Origin of the sequence: Denitromonas ohlonensis (assembly GCF_007625205.1) — a bacterium.
Lineage (GTDB): Bacteria > Pseudomonadota > Gammaproteobacteria > Burkholderiales > Rhodocyclaceae > Nitrogeniibacter > Nitrogeniibacter ohlonensis.
In genome coordinates this window covers 477477-496492 of record NZ_VMNI01000007.1, presented here as the reverse complement: position 1 = coordinate 496492, position 19016 = coordinate 477477, and the positions used below count along the sequence as shown (strand labels likewise).

Genomic DNA, 19016 nt, shown 5'->3' with positions numbered 1-19016 from the left:
GAGGTCGTGGATGGCATTATTTTTTTACCGGAATCGGCAGGGACCGGTCGACCGTCACGGCCGTCACCGAGTTCTGCGGACTACCGGAGATGACTTTGTCGGTATAGGTCAGATAGACCAGCGTGTTGCGGCTCACATCGACAATGCGCACCACATGCAACACCTTGAAGATGATCGAGCGCCGCTCGCTGAAAGCGTCTTCCTGCCTGGGGAGCGGCTCGCGGAAGGTGATCGGGCCGACCTGCCGGCAGGCGATCGACACATCCGACAACTCCTCGGCAACGCCAAACGCGCCTGCAATGCCGCCGCGCTCCGGCTTGGCCACGTAACAGGCCACACCATCAACCTTGGGGTCATCAAACGCCTCGACCACCAGCTTGTGCGAGCCGGTGAGCTTCCATTCGGTGTTGACGCTGCCGACGTCTTCGGCAAACGACGCAGACATCCAGAGCACAGAGGCGAGCATGAGCAGCACGGCTTTCATCGGCCAGTCCTTTTTGTTGAAAACAAGGCAATCAAACGTGTAGAAGATGGGGACGCTTCAGCGACTCTCAAGGCTGAACGCGCCAATTGCCGCCAATCGCCGCTTCAGATAGCCTGATGATATGACACGTTCACGCACGCCGACCACCGGCCGACTCACCGTCGACACTTTGCTCACCCGCCTCCTCGACGCCGGCCAGATCAGCCGCCGCGACCATGATGAAACCGTCACCGCCCTGCGCATGCGTGGACGCAATGAGCAGCATCCGCTGGCGCAGGTGGGCGAACGACGGCTCACCCGTGCCTGCGCACCCCACGACACCCTCAGCGTCGAGTCGCTGACCGAGTGGCTGGCCGAAGACGCCGGGCTGACCTACTTCCACATCGACCCGCTGAAAATCGATGTGTCCTCGGTGTGCAATCTGGTCTCGCATGCCTATGCCACACGCTTCCGTATTTTGCCGGTGGCGATCCGCGACAACGATGTCACCATCGCCACCGCTGAGCCCTACGAGGGTGAATGGCTGTCAGTGCTCGAGCAGGCGCTCAAGATCCGCATCCATCGCGTGCTCGCCAACCCGACCGACATCGTGCGCTACCTGGCCGAGTTCTACAGCCTGGCCCGCTCGCTAAAACACGCGGTCGCACAGCACGAGGGCGCGCAAACCGGGATTGGCAACTTCGAGCAGCTGGTACAGCTCGGCTCGCGAAAATCGCTGGACGCCAACGACCAGGCGGTCATCCACATCGTCGACTGGCTCTTGCAGTACGCCTTCGAGCAGCGCGCCAGCGACATCCACATCGAGCCGCGACGCGAGGTGTGTAATGTGCGCTTCCGCATCGACGGCGTGATGCACCTCGTCTATCAGACGCCCGTGCCCGTCGCGGCCGCCATCACCAACCGCATCAAGCTGATGGGCCGCATGGATGTGGTCGAGAAACGCCGGCCACAGGATGGCCGGATCAAAACCCAGTCGGGCAATGGCGAAGAAATCGAGTTGCGCCTATCGACCATGCCGACCGCCTTCGGCGAAAAGCTGGTGCTACGCATCTTCAATCCGGACGTGCTGCTCAAGTCATTCAATGACCTCGGCTTCAGCCAGGGCGAAGGCGTGCGCTGGCGCGAGATGTTCTCCCAGCCCAACGGCATCATCCTGGTGACCGGGCCGACCGGCTCGGGGAAAACCACCACGCTGTACTCGACGCTCAAGGAGTTGGCGACGCCCGAAGTGAACGTATGCACCATCGAAGATCCGATCGAGATGGTCTATCCACACCTCAACCAGATGCAGGTGCAGCACAACATCGGGCTCGACTTCGCCACCGGCGTGCGCACCCTGCTGCGGCAGGACCCGGATGTGATCATGGTCGGCGAGATCCGCGACCTTGAGACCGCCGAGATGGCCATTCAGTCGGCGCTCACCGGCCATCTGGTGCTATCCACCCTGCACACCAACGACGCCCCCTCCGCCATTACCCGTCTGCTCGATCTCGGCGTGCCGCCCTACCTTATCCGTTCGACGCTGCTTGGTGTACTGGCGCAGCGTCTGGTGCGCACGCTCTGCCCGCACTGCCGCAAGCCACACCCGATCGACGAGCCCGACTGGTGCGATCTGGTCGCGCCGTGGAAGTCCGCGCTGCCAACCACCGCCTGTGGTCCGGTGGGTTGTCTGGAATGCCGCATGACCGGCTATCACGGCCGGGTGGGCTTGTATGAACTCATGACGCTCACCCCCACGCTGCGCCAGCTCATCAGCCCCGACATGGATCTGGCACGTTTTCGTGCCCAGGCCGTGCGTGAGCACATGACCCCGCTGCGCCTCGCCGGCGCCCGACAGATCGCCGCCGGCACCACCACCATCGAAGAGATCGCGCGTTCCACCCCGCCGGCCAGCGGCGAAGCGCAATAATCAGTTCGCCGGGGCGATGCGCAAGATGCGCCCCTCGGTTTCGTCCAGCACATACAGCGCGCCGTCCGGCCCCTGCCGCACATCGCGAATGCGGTGACCGATCTCGGTTAGCAGTCGCTCTTCACGCACCACCGTGTCACCGTCAAGTTCGACGCGCAGCAGCAGGCCGAACTTCAAGGAGCCGACAAACAGATTGCCCCGCCAGGCGGGAAACAGGTCGCCGGTATAAAAGGCCATGCCGGACGGCGCAATCGACGGCGTCCATTGATGCACCGGCGGCGCCACATCGGCGCGTTGCGTGCCGTCGCCAATGCGCCATCCGGTGACATATTCGCGCCCATAGGTAATTACCGGCCAGCCGTGATTGGCGCCGGCACGCGGCACATTGATTTCGTCGCCGCCTTGCGGGCCATGCTCATGCGTCCACAGCGCCCCGGTGACCGGATGCAAGGCCGCACCTTGCACATTGCGGTGCCCGTAAGACCAGATCTCCGGCAATGCGGTGCTGTGCCCCACCAAGGGATTGTCGGTCGGCACGCTGCCGTCCGGCCGAATGCGAACGATCTTGCCGAGATGACTATCGAGCGCCTGGGCGCGATCGCGCTCGTGATACCGCTCGCCAAGTGTGGCAAAGAGATTGCCGGCGGCGTCGAACACCAGGCGCGAGCCAAAATGGTGACGCCCCGCCGGGTCGTCCCGCTGCGCGAAAATGACGCGTACGTCGCTTAATCGAGGTGGCGTGGACGACAGTTCAAGTTGCGCCCGCGCCACGGCGGTTCGTGCGCCGTTTGAAGTCGGCTGAGCGAAGCTGAAGTAAATGAGCCCATCCTGCGCAAACCCCGGACTCAGGATCACATCCAGCAGACCGCCCTGCCCCTCGGCATGTACTGTCGGCACCCCGGCGACCGGGGTTGAAAGACGTCCGTCCGCCGCCACCACACGCAGGCGACCGGGTCGCTCGCTGACCAGCAGGCGCCCATCAGGCAGGAATGCGAGCGACCATGGCGTGTCGAGGCCGCTTGCGACGGTGCTGGCCGCCAGCGGCCCGGCGGATGAGTCGAGCCGGAGCGCATCGGCAAACACCCGGCTGCTCGCCAGCAAAACGAGTACCAGCGCGATGCCGGCAGGTATTGGAAATCGAAAACCAGCCACCTCGTCACTCCCGTTGAAAACCCGGTTTCAGTATGGCAAGTGAGGCGGTGTTTGTCGTCGGCTCAGTTCAATGCCGGGAGTCGAGGCAATAGCGCGGTGCAATCGGGAAAATTGCGGCACCCCCAATAATCGCCATGGGAGCCGGTCGCCGAGACCATTTTTTCGCCGCATTCGGGGCAGGTCGGCGTGGTGTACTTGCCTTCGGTCGCAATGGCATGGAGGCGATCGCGTGCGTCGGCCGGCAGACGCTCGATCATGGCCAGCAACACGCGCCCATCCACAAGGACGATGCCGTGCTCACGGCCGAGTGTGCGGGCCTGCGGCGTAAAGCAACCGTTGGTCATCAGAAAGCCGCGCTCGATGGCCTCGTGGGTCATGGCGCCAATCAATTCTCGCACCGGGGTCACATCGAGATAGCTCACCCCACGGGTGCGCACGTGGACCAGGCCGGTGGCCTGCTCCAGACGTTCCTTGTCCTGGTACAGAAAGACGTCGCGTCCGGCCGCGTGCGGCAAAGAAGCAGAGCGGTGTGAGATTGCCTTGCGGGAGTAGTACGCGACACACAAGGCTTCAAAGCGCTGCCACTCCAGACTCTCGAGCAGGCTCAAGGTCCATACGCGGGCGGCGGCAGGCACCATTTCGGGGTCGAAATCAGACAGATCCGCAGCCTCCATGGCGGCGGGGTCGAACTCGGTGGGCGCGGAGTGCATCGTGGGCGGCGCATCGCCGCCTTGCTTCTGGCTTGGCAGGCTGGCCGCCGTACGGCGTTTGTCGGCCCGCTTGCGCGCCTTGTCTGCCGAGCTGCGCCAGTGCGCGCTCAGGGCCGCGCCGCCGAGCACCAGGGACACCAACAGGGCCATGACGGGCACAATCATCGTGGCACCATCGTACGAACCGTCCAGTTGCCAGAAGGCAAACGCGGCAAGTACGACCAATGCCAGCGCGAGCAGCCACAGCGTCCGCGCCTTGCGCGGCGAAGGGGGCATGTCACGCCGACGTGCTTTCGCCTGATTCATGTGCTCTCCCATGGCATGACCATGACCTGCCTTTCCGCCTCATTTGGGTGCGGAAAACGCTGATTTTGGCATAGCGGCACGCATCAAACAAACAGCACTTGCTGATGTCATTCGCAAAACCGGATGCGCAGCGCAAGATTGCGCCACCCGACCGGGCAGGCGACAATCCGAAGCCTTGAGCCCAGCCGGAGCACCCGCCAGAAAATGAAGTTGATCGTCGCCATTTTGTCTCTCATCGTGCTGGCCATTCTGGCCCCCTTGGCCTTCATGCCCTCGGCCGATGACATCCATAGTCAACAGTCGGCCTTACCGTGGCAGATCGAGGTGGATGCGCAGGGACGCAGCAAGGTATTCGGGCTCACGCTGGAGCAAAGTACGCTTGGCGAGGCGCGCGAACGCTTTGGCCTGGACCTCACGGTGGCCATCGTGACCGCCCCCGGCGAAACGGGGGCGCTCGAAGCCTATCTCAGCAGTGCGCAGCTGGGGTTTGTCACCGGCAAACTGGTTTTGACCATTGCCGTGGCCGGCGACGAACTCGACCGCATGCGTCAGCGCGCGGTCAAAACCGAATACATGGAATCGACCACGCGCAAGGCCACGCTCAGTGCAGCCGACCTAGCCACCGCCATGACACGCCCGATCGACAGTATCGTCTTCATTCCCTCGGTGAACCTTGACGAAGAGGCCGTGCTGTCGCGCTTTGGCGCGCCGAGCGAGCGCGTCGCGACCAACGCGCATCAGACGCATCTGCTCTACCCCGACAAAGGGCTCGATCTGATTGTCGACACCGAGGGCAAGGAAATCCTGCAATACGTCGCACCGCGAAGCTTTGCGCGTGTGCATACGCCCCTGCGGGCGGCGGTCGCTCAGTAGTGCGGCGGGATCTCATCCTCAGGACGGCCGGCGCTGCCGGGCTGCGCGGATTGCAGCTGGCGCTTGAGGTCCAACACCTGCGATTGCAGCAGCGCAATCGCCTCCTGCTGTCGGAATAGCGTCATGTTCAGACCGTCGAGCAAATCCTCGGCGGCCATGAGCTTGCACTCCAGAGCATCCAGACGTGATTCCATCGTTTTCTCCTGACTCGGGCAGCCGGCATTGTACGCATTCGTGTCGTTGTGCCGGGATCTGGAACAAAAGATGCACGCCGGTCGCTTTGGCGGAATTCGATATGCATTAAACTGGCGCTCACCGCCGACACGCACGCGCACATCATGACTCAATACAAACTCGTTTTTTCTGGCGACATCCTGCCTGGCCACGATCCTGAGGTCGTCAAGGCACAGTTGGCCGCGATGCTCAAAGTTGCGCCAGAACAAACACCGCGGCTCTTTTCCGGCAAGCGTGTCACGCTCCGAAAGGGACTGGATACCGAAAAAGCGCAAGCCTATCGTCGCAAGCTCGCGGCCATGGGCGTAGGCATCCGGGTCGAGGCCGACGTGCCGGAACCGGTGATCACGCCGCCGTCGGCTACCACCCCCGCGACCGACGTGTCGACGATGGCGCCCGACACGCCCCCGCCACCGACTCGCGCAACCCCTGCCGCGCTGGATCTGGTGCCCACCTCTGACGAACCTGCTGGCGACATGGATTGCCCCGAATGCGGCCATCGCCAGCCCCGGCGCACACTCTGCCTGAACTGCGGTTGCGACATGCCGCGAGTGCTGGCGGCGCGTGAACATCAGGCACAGGAGGCGCAAGCGGGCGTGTCGACAACGCAGCACAGTTCATTGCGTATTCATGCCGGTGACGCGGCCGTGGTCGAGACCGAAGCGGTGCCTCTTTTCGGTACCGATTTCGGCGGCCGAATCAGCCGACGCTCTTATTTTGCGGGCAGCATGCTCCTGACCAGCGCACTGATATGGCTCGCCATTCTCGGTATCCGTCTGGAGAGTCTGCTGGTGCTCGGGCTATGCGCGGTGGTCGCGGTGTTCTTCGGCGCACGCCTGAGCATTTTGCGCTGCCATGACTTCGACTGGCGAGGCTGGTGGGTGTTGATTACCGCAATTCCCTACGTGGGCGGTCTGTTCAGCCTGCTGCTGATGTTCCTCCCCGGCAGCAAGGGCGACAACAATTTCGGCCCGCAGCCCACACCCACCAGCTGGATCGGTGCCATTGGTTCGATCGTGTTTGTTGCGGTGTCGTCGTCTCTGGCCTTCAATTTTTTCGCCGACGACGTTTACGAAACGGCAACACGTTACAACCAGACCTCAAGCATCGAGCGCGCGCCGGCCGTCAGCGGCATGCAGAGCACCGCGTTACACGGCTACGACCCGGAACGTGATCACATCACCATGTATTCGCTGACGACCTGCGGCTATTGCGACCAGAAGCGCGCCCAGTTCGATGATTTGGGTATCCGGTATCGCGAGGTGTTCATCGACACGGACCCCTCAGCACAAAAACTCATGTGGTCCAAATTGCGCGCCAGTGGCTGGAAGGACGGCGGCGTGGGCACCCCGACGCTGGAGGTCAATGGCGTGATGTTGCCGAACAATCCCTCGCTCAAACAGATGAGCCAGCATTTTCTCAGCCGCAGCCGGCGGTCAAGTTGAGCGCGGCCTAAATCTCCGCCATCAACCACTGGCGGAAACGGGCAATCACCGGCCGGTCGACTGTCGTTTCTGGCGAGACCAGGTAGTAAGCGTAGCGCGACGGGATGGCCAGATCGAAGGGGCGCACCAGCCGCCCCGCGTCGATGTCCCGCTGCACCATCGGATAGAGGCCGAGCATCACGCCAAATCCATCCATGGCCGCTTCGAGGGCGAGGCTCGAGTTCGAAAAATGTGGCCCGCGACTCGGGTCGACACCACTCACTTTCGCCGCCCGCAGCCAGTCCTGCCAGCTGACCCGCTCAGACCGCCCCGCTGCCGTGTCGTCATGCAGTAAGGTATGAAAGCTCAGGTCAGACGCTTTCTTGAGGCGACGCTTGCCTTTGAGCAGGTCGGGGTGGCACACCGGCACATAAGACACCTCCATCACCAGATCCGTCCGCATGCCCGGATAGGCGCCGCGGCCAAAGCGGATTTCCACATCGATCTCGCCTTCGCGCAGCGCGACCAGATCCGACTCCACGTCTTCGAGATCGGGGGCGTCGACGGTGTTGGCTTCGGTGCCAAGCACCAGATCAATGTCGGGATGAGCTTCGGTGAAACGCTGCAGTCGATGCACCAGCCAGCGCCCGGCGAAGGCCGGTGGCACGGTGATCCGCAAGTTCCGCGACGGGGTCTGCAACACCACCTTTTCCACCGCTGCAGCCAGTTGGGCGAGGCCGTCACTCACCTGCGGCAACATGCGTTCACCCGCCTCGGTCAGTTCCAAGGCGCGGGTCAGGCGGTAAAAAAGCGGCACACCGAGATGCGCCTCCAGCGCCTTGATCTGCTGGCTGACGGCGGCCGGTGTTACATGCAACTCCTCGGCCGCCTGCTTGAAGCTCAGATGCCGGGCAGCCGTTTCAAAAACACGCAGCGACTGGAGCGGTGGCATGGATAGTGACATGCGTACAGTTTAGTCAAACTTATCCGTCACATCACAAATGATCGTTTGTTGCGCTGCACAACGCTGCGTAGAGTGCGTTTCATCGTCTGCAACCGACTCAGAGCGGAAGACGCAACTGGAGCAGCACAAATGAAACGCACCGCCAACCCCGGCAGTTCAAGTAACACCAAGATCACGTCCCAGCAGTACATCGCGATGGCGCATGAACTGCGTAGCGCCACCTTCGCAAAATACATTGACGTCACCGTGAGCCGCATCAACGGCAGCGTCACCCGCGCCGTCCAGTGGCTGAACAGCCACCCGGCGTTCTCCTGAGCCTGCCAGCGGCGCTGCTAGTCGCTTCGTAAATCGCGCAGAATGGGTTGCAGCATGGCGGCACCCAGCCGCTTGCTGCGCTCACCGTTCCAGCCGACCCGGGCATCGGGCAGCAAGCAGTTGTCCTTGAACGGCATTTCGAGCGTGAGCGACAAACACCCGAAGCGGTGCGCGACCCATTTGCTGGCCAGCGTCAGCATCTCCTCGCCAAAGCGGTCGGGCGTGTAGCCCACGTCGGTCTGGAAATCCGGGCTCGCCTCAGCAAGCGCTGACAAAAACACCGCCTGCCGCGCCGCCATGTTGTGCGGCACACCGGGCACCATCTCCGAGCCGTCGACAAAGACGTAGGGCAAGGACTCATCCCCGTGGATATCGAGGAAGAGCGCGCAGCCGGTCGCTTCCATGTGCTCGCGCACGCACAGCACTTCGGGGCTGCGCGCGGCCGTGGGCGTCATCCATTCGCGGTTGAGATTCGCCCCCGCCGCATTGGTGCGCAAATTGCCGCGCGACGCGCCGTCCGGATTCATGTTCGGCACGATATACAAACAAGCTCGCTCACGCAGCCTGCGCGCCAGCGGGTCGGCGCTGTCGAGCAAGCGCGCCAGCAAGCCTTCGACAAACCATTCGGCCATGGTCTCGCCGGGGTGCTGTCGGGCGATGATCCAGACCGGCTTGCGCTCAGGCGACGGCGCTCCGACGACCACACAATCGACACTTCGGCCATCCACCGTCGCGCCCAGGGTGTGCACCCGCGCATAGGGCGACATCTCTGCCTGCCCGAGCAGATCGAGATGCCGCTCGTGCGCGTAGGGCTCGAAGTAGGCGTAGTAGATGTTGCTGTGTTCGGGCGTGTGCTCAATGATCAGACGGCCATCTTCAAAGCGCGTGCCGGGCACCCGGAACCATTCACGGCGATCATATGAGGCCACCGCGTGGTAATCCGGCCAGCCCTCGGGATAGGCTGCGTCGGCGGTGTTTTCGAACACCATGCGCAGCGGCACGCCGGCCACGTCATGCACCCGAAAGTGAAACCACTGGCAGAAGCTCGCCGCGTTGTCCGGGCGCAAGCGCAAACGGATGGCGTCCGGCGCCACCGCGCTCAGCACCTCGATACTGCCACTGTCGAAACCCTGGCTAATGTGTACGCCCACGTTCTGTCTCCTGCCGATTGTCAGCGCACGCCGTCCTGGCGGCGGCGGAACACCCATCGATCCGCATCTGACGCCGCGGCATCAAACGCATAGCCGTCGGTATCAAACTGCTTGAGCCCGTCCACCTCGCTCAAGCGATGGTCGATTGCGTAGCGCACCATCTGACCCCGCGCGCGCTTGGCATGGAAGCTGATGATCTTGTAGCGCCCGCCCTTCCAGTCTTCAAACACCGGTGTCACCAGCCGCCCTTTGAGCGCGGCAGGCCGGATCACCTTGAAATACTCCTCCGAGGCGAGATTGATCAGCACAGCATCGGACGACTTCTTGAGCAGCGCATTGATCGCTTCAGTGGGCCGATCGCCCCAGAATTCGTAGAGGTTCTTGCCCGCGGGCGTTTTCAATCGGGTGCCCATTTCGAGTCGATAGGCCTGCATCAGGTCCAGCGGCCGCAGCACGCCATACAGGCCGGACAGAATCCGCAAATGTTGCTGCGCATAGGCCACGCCCTCGGCGTCCAGCGAGGCGGCGTCAAGACCGTCATAGACGTCGCCATTGAAGGCGAAGACGCAGGGCTTGGCGTTCTTGGCGTTGAACGGGCGTGACCACTCGGCGAACCGGGCAACGTTCAGCGCGGCCAGCTTGTCCGAGATGCGCATCAATTCGCCCAGCGCGGCAGGCGTGACATCGCGCATCACCCCGACGAGGGACTCGGCCGCATCCAGAAAAGCGGGCTGGGTCGGCTTGATGCTTGGCGCGGGCGTTTCATAGTCCAGCGATTTGGCGGGCGAAATAACGAAATACATGGCGTGCCTGTCGTGCTTTGGAAGCGCTCATGGTAGCAAAAGCCCCGGCCAACGCGCTGTCTGCCGACGCCCTGTCGGTGCCGCCGCAAAACCCGGTTTGACAGCGCCCCGGCGATTTCAGAGTATTGAACGATTCCGCAGCTTCCGGCCCATCCCCATGACGCAATCCCGCCTGCTTGACCGCTCACGCCGCGCCGTGTGGCATCCGTGCACCCAGATGAAGAGCCACGAAGCCTTGCCGCTGGTGCCGATCACCCGTGGCGAAGGCGTGTGGCTGTACGACGACACCGGCCGGCGTTTTCTCGATGGCGTGAGCGCCTGGTGGGTGAATCTGTTCGGCCACTGCAACCCGCGCATCAACGACGCGATCTGCGAGCAGCTCGAAACCCTAGAACATGTGATGCTCGCCGGCTTTACCCATGCCCCGGTGGTCGAGCTCTCAGAGCGATTGTCGGCGCTGACCGGGCATCAGCTCGGCCACGCGTTCTACGCCTCCGACGGCGCTTCGGCCACCGAAATCGCCCTCAAGATGAGCATGCATGCCTGGCGAAACCAGGGTGAGACGGGCAAGGATCGCTTCATCAGCCTGGCCGGCAGCTATCACGGCGAAACGGTGGGCGCGCTGGCAGTCACCGATGTGGCCCTCTTCCGCGATGCCTACGCCCCGCTGGTGCGCGCCGGCACCGTGGTGCCCAGCCCCGACGCCCGCCACGCCGAGCCCGGCGAGACCGACGCCGACGTGGCCGAACGCGCCGCGCTGGCGCTGGAGCACTATCTGGCCGAGCACCATGACGAAATCGCCGCGCTGATTGTCGAGCCGCTGGTGCAGGGCGCCGTCGGCATGGCGATGTATCACCCGCACTACCTGCGCCGCGCCCGTGAGCTGTGCGACACCTATCGGGTGCACCTCATCGCCGACGAAATCGCCGTCGGCTGTGGCCGCACCGGAAGCTTTTTTGCCTGCGAGCAGGCCGGCATCTGGCCGGACATGATGTGCCTGTCCAAAGGCATTTCGGGCGGCTACCTGCCGCTGTCGCTGGTGCTCAGCACCGATGCGATCTACGACTGCTTTTACGATGACGATGTGCACCGCGGCTTCCTGCACTCGCACTCCTACACCGGCAACCCGCTGGCCTGCCGCGCCGCGCTGGCCACGCTCGACATCTTCAAGGCCGACGATGTCATCCACACCAACAAGGCCCGCGCCGAGCTGCTGGGCGATGCCACGCGCGAGGCCTTTGCCGAGCATCCGGCGGTGCGCCATTTGCGTCAGCGCGGCATGATCGTCGCCTTTGATGTCGATACCGTCGAACGCGAGTTCAGCCAACGCTTTTTCGCCGCCGGGCTCGATCAGGGCGTGTTGCTGCGCCCGATCGGCAACACCGTGTATTTCATGCCGCCCTACATCGTCGAAGCCGACGACATCGCCCACCTGGTCGGCGGCGCCGCCGCGGCGCTGAAACACTGCATCGGTTGATGGCGATGAGTTTGCTGGAACATCTGCGCGGCGAGCTGGCCGATCGCGACTCGCGCGCACTCATCCGCCGTCGTCGCACGCTGGACACGCCTTGCGGCCCCCACGCAGTGGTCGATGGCCGCGAGATGCTGTCGTTTTGCAGCAACGACTACCTCGGCCTTGCCGCGCATCCTGCGCTCGCCGCCGCCATTGCCGAAGGCACCGCGCGTTGGGGCGGCGGCTCGGGCGCCTCGCATCTGGTCAGCGGCCACTACTCGGTACACGAGCGCCTCGAAGCCCGGCTGGCCGAGTTCACCGGCTGCGAACGCGCGCTGGTGTTTTCGACCGGCTACATGGTGAACATGGGCGTGGCCGCCGCGCTGGTTGGCCGTGGCGATGCCATTTTTGCCGATCGCCTCAACCACGCCTCACTGGTCGACGGTGCCCTGCTCAGCCGCGCCGAGCACCACCGCTACGCACATGGCGACACCGAGGCCCTGGCCCGCCTGCTCACCAACAGCACCGCCCGCCGAAAACTCATCATTACCGACAGTGTGTTCAGCATGGACGGCGACATCGCCCCGCTGACCGAACTGCTCGCGCTGGCAGAAGCACACGACGCCTGGCTGCTGGTCGACGACGCCCACGGTTTCGGTGTGCTCGGCCCGCAAGGCCGGGGCGCCCTGGCCGCTGCCGGGCTGGCGCACTGGCGTTTGCTGGTGGTCGGCACACTCGGCAAGGCCGCGGGCCTATCGGGCGCTTTTGTGGCAGGGCACGCCGACGTGGTCGAGTGGCTGATGCAGACCATGCGCACCTACATCTTCACCACCGGCTCGCCGCCGGCTCTGGCGCATGCGCTGCTCACCGCCATCGACCTGATCGAACACGGCGACGCCTTGCGCGCCCGCCTCGTCGCGCTTCAACACCAACTGCGAGGCGCCCTGCCCCTGCGCCGGTGGCAGCTGATGCCCTCATCCACGCCCATCCAGCCGATCAAAATCGGCGATAATGCCGCCGCGCTTGGCGCCGCCACGGCCTTGTGGGACACAGGCCTGTGGGTGCCTGCGATCCGCCCGCCGACCGTCCCGCCACGCACAGCACGGCTGCGCATCTCGCTCAGCGCCGCCCATACGACCGGCGACATCACCCGATTGACTGACAACCTCCTCCGGATCGAAGCCTTGCAATGAGTCGCCCGCCCCTTGTACTGCTCCACGGCTGGGGCTTGACCCCCTCGGTGTGGCAGCCGCTTCGCGCGCAGCTCGACCCCGCCTGGCCGTGTTTTACCCCCGCGCTCCCCGGTCACGCCGACACCGCGCCCACGCCCGAAAACGCCACGCTTGCCGCGTGGACCGATGCCCTCGTCGCCGACTTGCCCGATGGTGCGCTGGTCTGCGGCTGGTCGCTGGGTGCACTGGTGGCGCTGGATCTGGCGCGTCGCCATCCCGCCAAGGTCGAGCGCATCGCCCTGATCGGCGCCAGCCCGTGCTTCGTGCAGCGGCCCGACTGGCCGAGCGCCCTGAGCGCCGAGGTGGTCGATGGTTTTTGCGCTGACTTCGCCGCCGAGCCCGACAAGACTCAGCGCCGCTTTGTCGCGCTGCAGGCGCTGGGCGATGCCGCGCGCCGCGAGGTGACGCGGCAGCTCAATGCTGCGCTGGTCGCCGTCAACGCCGAGAATGCCGCCCGACTCGCCGATGGCCTGGCCATTCTGGCGCAAACCGACCTGCGCGACTCACTCGCCGGGATCACCTGTCCCGTGCGCCTGCTCCATGGCGCGAACGACGCGCTGATGCCCGCCGACGCCGCTCGCCTGATGGCCGAATCGCTGCCCGACGCACGCTACTCCGAGTTTGCCGACGCCGGGCACGCACCGTTTTTATCGCGTACCGCCGACTGCGCTTGCCTGCTCGACAGCTTCGCCAATGACTGAGCGCAAGCGCCACGTTCGCGCAGCATTCGACCGCGCCGCGCCCACCTACGATGCTGCCGCCGCGGTGCAACGCGACATCTGCGCCCAACTCCTCGCGCTGGCCAAAACCCATTCGCCCCAAGGCCCGGTCGGCTGCCTGCTCGACGCGGGCTGCGGCACGGGCACAGGCGCCGTCGAACTGATTGACTGGCTCAAGCCCGCCAACACACTGGCACTCGATTTCGCCCCCGGCATGCTCGCGCGCCATCCGTGTCATCCCCGCCAACACCGGGTGTGCGGCGATCTCGAATCACTGCCGCTGGCCAGCGAATCGATCGATGTCGTCTGGTCCAGCCTCGCCGTGCAATGGTGCAATCCGGGCCGCGCGCTGGCGGAGCTTGGCCGCGTTCTCAAGCCGGGGGGTCTGGCATGGATCACCACGCTCGGACCCCATACGCTGTGGGAGCTGCGCGACGCCTTTCGCGGCATCGACGACGCCGAACATGTCATTGGCTTTCACACGATTGATACCTGGCGACAGTCCGCCATTCAGGCCGGTTTTCAGATCTGCGCGACGCGGCAATCGCCCACCGCGGCGACGGCTGACAGCCTCCGCCAGCTACTGAAAGACATCAAAGCCATCGGCGCACATCAAGTGGGCAGCGGGCGCCGGCGCAAACCGCTGGGCAAGTCGGCGTGGCGGCAACTGGAGCGCACCTATGAACAACATCGCCGTGCAGACGCGTGCTTGCCCGCCACCTATGATGTGATTCTGCTCGCGTTGCAAAGGACTGCCTGATGGCCACCGCCTATTTTATTGCCGGCACTGACACCGAGATTGGCAAGACCTTCATCACCTGTGCCCTGCTCCACACCGCCCGCCGCGCCGGCCTGAGCGCCATCGCGATGAAGCCGGTTGCTGCCGGGGCCGAGCGCGTGGGAGACGAATGGCTCAATGAGGATGCGGCGCAGTTGCGTGCCGCGGGGAGCTTCGACCCGGGCCTCGCCGATCTCAATCCGATTTGCCTGCGCACCGCCGTCGCGCCGCATATTGCGGCGGCCAGCGAAGGCGTTCGGATCGAACCCGACAAGATTCTCGACGCGTTTGGCCGACTCTCGACACAAGCCGATCTGGTGCTGATCGAAGGCGTGGGCGGCTTTCGGGTGCCGCTGACCGACACCTTCGACACGGCCGATCTGGCGGTCGCGCTGGGGCTGCCGATCATTCTCGTCGTGGGCATGCGTCTGGGCTGCATCAACCACGCCCTGCTGACCGCCGAGGCGATCGCCGCACGCGGCCTGAGCCTGGCCGGGTGGGTTGCCAACCAGATTGATCCGGACATGCAGCGCATAACCGAGAATCTCTATGCCCTACAGCAGCATCTGGGCGCGCCCTGTCTCGGTCATGTCCCGTTCCATCGCGACGGCGACGCCGCGACGGTTCAAGCGCTGGTTTTGCCAGCGCCTTCGCGCTGACACACCGCTCGCCGCAACCTGCAACCGCGCGACATCAGGCGCAGACCTCGACATGATGTGATCGGCAGCGCACGCTGGCCGCGCTCACGAGCGTCGGATGGCACCCCTCACGCCACCACCGTCGGCCGGGCCGATCCACAGGCCTGCCTACTCACCTAGAGAACCTCGAACAGCTCCCGGTTCAGATCATTCAGCCGGCGCTCGGCCATGGTCGATTCATGCATGCAGCGCAACCAATCGGCGTAGTGCGTGCGCAACTGCGCATGGGTTTCACTGGCTTGAACCAAGCGCATCAGGTCCAGTTTGGTGTAGGGGCCGTGAAAATGCTTGAGCGTGTTGATCATGTAATTCCGGGCCTTGTCCAGCGCCTTGGCATCGCGCTCGGCCGGCAGCATGGCCACATCAAACGCCGGCGGGCTGCTCCCCGGCAGATCCGCCGCCGCGTCATTGGCGGCCTCGATCGCCTCGATGTAGCCACCTTCCACGAGCTGTGTCAGTGGTTCATCGATCGCATCGTTGCCGATCATCGATTTGAGTGCATCCAGGGGTTTTTTTCCGTCGACCAGAATCAATAGTCGTCGGAGCGCGGGCTTGAGGCGGTCGGCGCGCGTTTCGACCTCCGCCACGCCTTTTGCCGTCTTGGCATAGGCTTGCATCATCGTTTGTCTCCAGGTGTGGATCTGCTGCACGCCGCGCGGATTCTTCCGTCTATTGGCGTGCCACAGTAAAAGCTTCTACTAGTACTTTCGTAAGGATCTTCAACTCTACACAGACATTCACGGCAGTTCGTCACAAAACCTGACACATCACGCCGCAATCGCGCCCGGCGATGTGACACATCTCACACGTCCACCAGCAGATCAGCCGTTTTGGCGCACCTGCTCGAACAAGCAGATCGCTGCCGCCGCCGCGACATTGAGCGATTCAAGCTGTCCCGGCATCGGGATGTGCACATGGGTGGTGGCCAGACTTTTCAGTGCATCGGACAGCCCCTGCCCCTCGGCGCCGAACAGCCAGGCGGTCGGGCCGCCAAGGTCGAGAGCGAAAAGCGACTGGCTGTTGGCGCCCAGCACCGTCGCCGCAATCCTTCCGGTGTAGCCGGCCAGTGCGGTTTCAACGTCGACGTGTTCGAGCACCTGCATCTGAAAATGCGCGCCCATGCCGGCGCGCAAAACACGCGGCGACCACGCCTGCGCGCAGCCCTCGGTCAACAACGCGAGGCGGATGCCCGCGGCGGACGCGGTTCGCAGCAAGGTCCCCAGATTGCCTGCGTCCTGCACCGTGTCGAGCACGATCAGCGAACCATTGACCATGGCCGGCGACACATCAAGCGCGGGCATAGCCATGAGGGCCAGCAGGCCGGAGGGAGATTCTACCGCGCTGACATGTGCGAAAAGCGGATCGGGCAGACAGGCGACCGGGCACTGCGCGCCCACCCGCGCGATCAGCGCCTGATGCTCTTCTCTCGCCAGGCCGGTTTCGCTCACCACGATCTGGGTGAACACGATGCCCGCATCAAGCGCGGCCGCCATCAGATGCGCGCCGTCGAGAACGGTCAAGCCGGTTTTTCGTCGCTCGCGACCCGAGGTCGACAGCGCATGAATGCGCTTGACCAGCGGATTGTCGCGCGACTGAATCGCGATCATGCGGCCAAGCCGAGCGTCGCGACCGCCACGTTGAGCAGCCCCAGACTGGTATTGACGGCCACAGCCTGGCGAATTCGTCCCAGTGCCGCGGCGCCGTCGGGCCAGCGCTCGGCGGCGACGGCACGCTTGAGCGCCTGCCACGGCACAAACCAGACGTAGGCGTAGATGAGGATCATCACCAAGCCGACACTCATCATGATGTGCCAGGCCCGCGGGGCGTTTGCAAAACCCACATTGATCAGGCCGCCAAAGCCGGTTACGAGGATGGCTGCAACCGCGACCCAGACCATCGGAAAAAAGCGAGAAAACACGCCCTGCCATAAACGCAGCCGATCCGGTGGGGACAAGATACCGGCCGCCGGGCGCAAACACAGGTAGGCAAAGGCCATGCCGCCAACCCAGATGATGACGGCCAACAAATGGAAGAAGAGGAAAACGTGCGGCACATTCATGGTGTCAGGTCTCGAACAAAGGAGGATTCAACCAGACCGCCCGGACCGGCCCGAAGCTTTTACGGTAAAAGTCTTTCACCCCGTGTTGACGGATCGCCGCCAGATGCGCTGCGGTGGGATAACCTTTGTGCGAGGCCAGCCCATACTGCGGATGAAGCGCATCGAGCGCGAGCATTTGCGCATCGCGCCCGGTCTTGGCGAGGATCGATGCCGCAGAGATCGCAGCCACCAGCGAGTCGCCCTTGACAATCGCCTGCACCGGATAGGCAATCTGCGGGCAGCGATTCCCGTCGATCAGCACCTCGTCCGGCGCGATCTGAAGCGCTTCGACCGCGCGCTTCATGGCCAACATGGTGGCATGAAGGATATTGAGGCGGTCAATTTCTTCGACACTCGCCTCCGCCACGGCCCAGGCCAGCGCACGTTCACGGATGATCGGCGCAAGCTGTTCGCGCCGCTTCTCGGTCAATTTCTTTGAGTCTGCCAAGCCGTCGATCGGTCGGGCCGGATCGAGAATGACCGCGGCCGCGACCACCGAGCCACACAAGGGGCCACGCCCCGCTTCATCAACACCGCAGATCAAGCGAGGGTCAGGGGTTGTCATGATGGCGCGATCCGAGCAGCGGCAGAATGATGTCGGCGGCACGCTGTGCGGTGTCCTGGCGCAGCCGGTGGTGCAAAGCGGTAAATCGATCAGCGAGCGCATGCCGCGCGTCGGTGTCGTCGTACCAGCGCGCAAGCGCTTCGCCCAGCGCCTCGGGTGTCGCGTTGTCTTGCAGCATCTCTGGAACGACACCTTCGTTGCATAGAATGTTGGGCAAACCGACCCACGGCAGATAGGCCATGCGCTTCATCATGCGGTACTGGAAATCGCCCATGCGATAAGCAATCACCATCGGGCGCTTGAGTAACGCGGCCTCCAGTGACGCGGTGCCACTGGCCACGAGGACGACGTCAGCCGCGGTCATGGCATCGACCGCGTGACCGAACAACAGGCTCAGCGGCAAGTCACGCGCGTCGGCCGCGTATTGCGCCTGCTCGAAAATCACCCGCGTTTCGCGTGTCGCCAAAGGCACGAGAAAACGGGCGTCAGGATAGCGCGACAGCAAGTACTTGGCGGTATCGATGAACAAGGGGGCGAGATTGGCCACCTCCGACTCCCGGCTGCCAGGGAGGAGCGCGAAGACGGGTGCTGCATGGGGCAGATGAAGGCGCTCCCGGGCTTCCTGCTTGTTCGGCACGAGCGGGAAGGTGTCCGCGAGTGGATGCCCGACATAGGTCGCCGGCACATCGGCCGCTTCGTAGATGGCGGGCTCGAACGGAAACAGACAGAGCATGTGATCAATCGCCGCCCGGATCCGTTTGATGCGTCCGCCACGCCAGGCCCAGATCGAGGGGCTGACAAAGTGCACGGTGTGAACACCGCGGCGACGCAACTGCTGTTCAAGCCAGAGGTTGAAGTCCGGGGCATCCACACCGATGAACACATCTGGCGGATCCTTGAGCAGTCGAGCGAGCAAGGCTCGGCGCATTCGGGACAATTCGCGATAGCGCTTCAGCGCGTCGACATAGCCATGCACGGCAAGGCGGTCGTACGGCCACCAGGCATCGAAACCGACAGCCTCCATCTTTGGGCCGCCGATGCCTTCACAGCGCAACTCGGGCTGGCGTGACGTCAGCGCGGCGATCAGATGACTGGCAAGCAGGTCACCAGAGGCTTCGCCCGCGACCAGGGCGATGCGAGGGCCCATG

At 64.0% G+C, this 19016-nt stretch carries 21 protein-coding genes; 9 read left to right on the top strand and 12 right to left on the bottom strand.

Going from position 1 to position 19016, the window contains the following annotated elements:
* Positions 1-16: 16 nt before the first annotated feature.
* Positions 17-484, bottom strand: a complete 468-nt coding sequence (locus FHP89_RS09580) for a CreA family protein (RefSeq protein ID WP_144173582.1) — start codon at positions 482-484, stop codon at positions 17-19.
* A gap of 121 nt (positions 485-605) precedes the next feature.
* Between FHP89_RS09580 and FHP89_RS09575 the strand changes: the two genes are divergently transcribed.
* A complete protein-coding gene (locus FHP89_RS09575) occupies positions 606-2393 on the top strand; it encodes a GspE/PulE family protein (protein WP_144173580.1) in 1788 nt (595 codons plus the stop codon).
* Here the strand turns inward: FHP89_RS09575 and FHP89_RS09570 are convergent, their stop codons facing one another.
* Together FHP89_RS09570 and FHP89_RS09565 are read right to left on the bottom strand one after the other, a co-directional pair.
* Positions 2394-3476: a PQQ-dependent sugar dehydrogenase gene (locus FHP89_RS09570; RefSeq protein WP_260851550.1), complete on the bottom strand. Its 1083-nt coding sequence runs from the start codon at positions 3474-3476 to the stop codon at positions 2394-2396.
* Positions 3477-3607: 131 nt separating this feature from the next.
* Positions 3608-4561 carry a restriction endonuclease gene (locus FHP89_RS09565; RefSeq protein ID WP_186300186.1) on the bottom strand — a complete coding sequence of 318 codons (954 nt, stop codon included), beginning with the start codon at positions 4559-4561 and terminating at the stop codon, positions 3608-3610.
* Between the two features lie 204 nt (positions 4562-4765).
* Here FHP89_RS09565 and FHP89_RS09560 point away from each other — a divergent pair, with 204 nt between their 5' ends.
* On the top strand, positions 4766-5434 hold the full coding sequence (locus FHP89_RS09560; protein ID WP_144173577.1) for a hypothetical protein: 669 nt from the start codon (positions 4766-4768) through the stop codon (positions 5432-5434).
* Here FHP89_RS09560 and FHP89_RS09555 read toward each other — a convergent pair.
* Positions 5428-5628, bottom strand: a complete 201-nt coding sequence (locus tag FHP89_RS09555) for a SlyX family protein (protein ID WP_144173576.1) — start codon at positions 5626-5628, stop codon at positions 5428-5430. The two genes, FHP89_RS09560 and FHP89_RS09555, sit on opposite strands and share 7 nt — an antisense overlap.
* Positions 5629-5772: 144 nt before the next feature.
* Here FHP89_RS09555 and FHP89_RS09550 point away from each other — a divergent pair, with 144 nt between their 5' ends.
* Complete coding sequence (locus FHP89_RS09550) at positions 5773-7113, top strand: DUF805 domain-containing protein (RefSeq protein ID WP_144173575.1); 1341 nt, start codon at positions 5773-5775, stop codon at positions 7111-7113.
* A 7-nt stretch (positions 7114-7120) separates the two neighbouring features.
* Here FHP89_RS09550 and gcvA read toward each other — a convergent pair whose 3' ends face one another.
* Complete coding sequence (gene gcvA / locus FHP89_RS09545; RefSeq protein ID WP_186300185.1) at positions 7121-8044, bottom strand: transcriptional regulator GcvA; 924 nt, start codon at positions 8042-8044, stop codon at positions 7121-7123.
* Positions 8045-8185: 141 nt separating this feature from the next.
* Between gcvA and FHP89_RS09540 the strand changes: the two genes are divergently transcribed.
* The gene (locus FHP89_RS09540; RefSeq protein ID WP_144173573.1) at positions 8186-8371 is read left to right on the top strand and encodes a hypothetical protein; all 186 of its coding nucleotides are present in this window, start codon (positions 8186-8188) and stop codon (positions 8369-8371) included.
* Positions 8372-8388: 17 nt separating this feature from the next.
* Here FHP89_RS09540 and FHP89_RS09535 read toward each other — a convergent pair whose 3' ends face one another.
* Together FHP89_RS09535 and yaaA are read right to left on the bottom strand one after the other, a co-directional pair.
* Complete coding sequence (locus FHP89_RS09535; protein WP_260851542.1) at positions 8389-9522, bottom strand: M14 family metallopeptidase; 1134 nt, start codon at positions 9520-9522, stop codon at positions 8389-8391.
* Positions 9523-9542: 20 nt separating this feature from the next.
* Positions 9543-10325, bottom strand: a complete 783-nt coding sequence (gene yaaA / locus FHP89_RS09530; RefSeq protein ID WP_144173571.1) for a peroxide stress protein YaaA — start codon at positions 10323-10325, stop codon at positions 9543-9545.
* 157 nt (positions 10326-10482) lie between these two features.
* Between yaaA and bioA the strand changes: the two genes are divergently transcribed.
* From bioA to bioD, 5 genes are read left to right on the top strand one after another with little or no spacing between them, the layout of a single operon-like run.
* Entirely contained in the window at positions 10483-11802 is a 1320-nt protein-coding gene (gene bioA, locus FHP89_RS09525) for an adenosylmethionine--8-amino-7-oxononanoate transaminase (RefSeq protein ID WP_144173570.1), read from the top strand.
* On the top strand, positions 11802-12971 hold the full coding sequence (gene bioF, locus FHP89_RS09520; RefSeq protein ID WP_222105345.1) for an 8-amino-7-oxononanoate synthase: 1170 nt from the start codon (positions 11802-11804) through the stop codon (positions 12969-12971). Before bioA ends, bioF begins: the two co-directional genes overlap by 1 nt.
* Positions 12968-13711, top strand: a complete 744-nt coding sequence (locus tag FHP89_RS09515; protein WP_144173568.1) for an alpha/beta fold hydrolase — start codon at positions 12968-12970, stop codon at positions 13709-13711. The genes bioF and FHP89_RS09515 overlap by 4 nt, the downstream gene beginning before the upstream one ends.
* Positions 13704-14489, top strand: coding sequence for a malonyl-ACP O-methyltransferase BioC (bioC, locus tag FHP89_RS09510; RefSeq protein WP_144173567.1), 786 nt, complete (start codon positions 13704-13706; stop codon positions 14487-14489). The genes FHP89_RS09515 and bioC overlap by 8 nt, the downstream gene beginning before the upstream one ends.
* Positions 14489-15166 carry a dethiobiotin synthase gene (gene bioD, locus FHP89_RS09505; RefSeq protein WP_144173566.1) on the top strand — a complete coding sequence of 226 codons (678 nt, stop codon included), beginning with the start codon at positions 14489-14491 and terminating at the stop codon, positions 15164-15166. Before bioC ends, bioD begins: the two co-directional genes overlap by 1 nt.
* A gap of 155 nt (positions 15167-15321) precedes the next feature.
* Here bioD and FHP89_RS09500 read toward each other — a convergent pair whose 3' ends face one another.
* From FHP89_RS09500 to lpxB, 5 genes are all read right to left on the bottom strand, one after another.
* Positions 15322-15825, bottom strand: a complete 504-nt coding sequence (locus FHP89_RS09500) for a hypothetical protein (protein ID WP_144173565.1) — start codon at positions 15823-15825, stop codon at positions 15322-15324.
* 201 nt (positions 15826-16026) lie between these two features.
* On the bottom strand, positions 16027-16812 hold the full coding sequence (locus tag FHP89_RS09495) for a TrmH family RNA methyltransferase (RefSeq protein ID WP_144173564.1): 786 nt from the start codon (positions 16810-16812) through the stop codon (positions 16027-16029).
* The gene (locus FHP89_RS09490) at positions 16809-17264 is read right to left on the bottom strand and encodes a CopD family protein (protein ID WP_144173563.1); all 456 of its coding nucleotides are present in this window, start codon (positions 17262-17264) and stop codon (positions 16809-16811) included. Before FHP89_RS09490 ends, FHP89_RS09495 begins: the two co-directional genes overlap by 4 nt.
* 4 nt (positions 17265-17268) lie before the next feature.
* Complete coding sequence (rnhB, locus tag FHP89_RS09485; protein ID WP_144173804.1) at positions 17269-17868, bottom strand: ribonuclease HII; 600 nt, start codon at positions 17866-17868, stop codon at positions 17269-17271.
* The gene (gene lpxB / locus FHP89_RS09480) at positions 17855-19015 is read right to left on the bottom strand and encodes a lipid-A-disaccharide synthase (protein WP_144173560.1); all 1161 of its coding nucleotides are present in this window, start codon (positions 19013-19015) and stop codon (positions 17855-17857) included. Before lpxB ends, rnhB begins: the two co-directional genes overlap by 14 nt.
* Position 19016 lies beyond the last annotated feature (1 nt).

Bases quoted from the DNA above. Each gene is read 5' to 3' on its own strand.
- FHP89_RS09580 (WP_144173582.1), bottom strand. From the start codon at position 484: ATGAAAGCCGTGCTGCTCATGCTCGCCTCTGTGCTCTGGATGTCTGCG.
- FHP89_RS09575 (WP_144173580.1), top strand. From the start codon at position 606: ATGACACGTTCACGCACGCCGACCACCGGCCGACTCACCGTCGACACT.
- FHP89_RS09565 (WP_186300186.1), bottom strand. From the start codon at position 4,561: ATGAATCAGGCGAAAGCACGTCGGCGTGACATGCCCCCTTCGCCGCGC.
- FHP89_RS09560 (WP_144173577.1), top strand. From the start codon at position 4,766: ATGAAGTTGATCGTCGCCATTTTGTCTCTCATCGTGCTGGCCATTCTG.
- FHP89_RS09555 (WP_144173576.1), bottom strand. From the start codon at position 5,628: ATGGAATCACGTCTGGATGCTCTGGAGTGCAAGCTCATGGCCGCCGAG.
- FHP89_RS09550 (WP_144173575.1), top strand. From the start codon at position 5,773: ATGACTCAATACAAACTCGTTTTTTCTGGCGACATCCTGCCTGGCCAC.
- gcvA (WP_186300185.1), bottom strand. From the start codon at position 8,044: ATGCCACCGCTCCAGTCGCTGCGTGTTTTTGAAACGGCTGCCCGGCAT.
- FHP89_RS09540 (WP_144173573.1), top strand. From the start codon at position 8,186: ATGAAACGCACCGCCAACCCCGGCAGTTCAAGTAACACCAAGATCACG.
- yaaA (WP_144173571.1), bottom strand. From the start codon at position 10,325: ATGTATTTCGTTATTTCGCCCGCCAAATCGCTGGACTATGAAACGCCC.
- bioA (WP_144173570.1), top strand. From the start codon at position 10,483: ATGACGCAATCCCGCCTGCTTGACCGCTCACGCCGCGCCGTGTGGCAT.
- bioF (WP_222105345.1), top strand. From the start codon at position 11,802: ATGGCGATGAGTTTGCTGGAACATCTGCGCGGCGAGCTGGCCGATCGC.
- FHP89_RS09515 (WP_144173568.1), top strand. From the start codon at position 12,968: ATGAGTCGCCCGCCCCTTGTACTGCTCCACGGCTGGGGCTTGACCCCC.
- bioC (WP_144173567.1), top strand. From the start codon at position 13,704: ATGACTGAGCGCAAGCGCCACGTTCGCGCAGCATTCGACCGCGCCGCG.
- bioD (WP_144173566.1), top strand. From the start codon at position 14,489: ATGGCCACCGCCTATTTTATTGCCGGCACTGACACCGAGATTGGCAAG.
- FHP89_RS09500 (WP_144173565.1), bottom strand. From the start codon at position 15,825: ATGATGCAAGCCTATGCCAAGACGGCAAAAGGCGTGGCGGAGGTCGAA.
- FHP89_RS09495 (WP_144173564.1), bottom strand. From the start codon at position 16,812: ATGATCGCGATTCAGTCGCGCGACAATCCGCTGGTCAAGCGCATTCAT.
- FHP89_RS09490 (WP_144173563.1), bottom strand. From the start codon at position 17,264: ATGAATGTGCCGCACGTTTTCCTCTTCTTCCATTTGTTGGCCGTCATC.
- rnhB (WP_144173804.1), bottom strand. From the start codon at position 17,868: ATGACAACCCCTGACCCTCGCTTGATCTGCGGTGTTGATGAAGCGGGG.
- lpxB (WP_144173560.1), bottom strand. From the start codon at position 19,015: ATGGGCCCTCGCATCGCCCTGGTCGCGGGCGAAGCCTCTGGTGACCTG.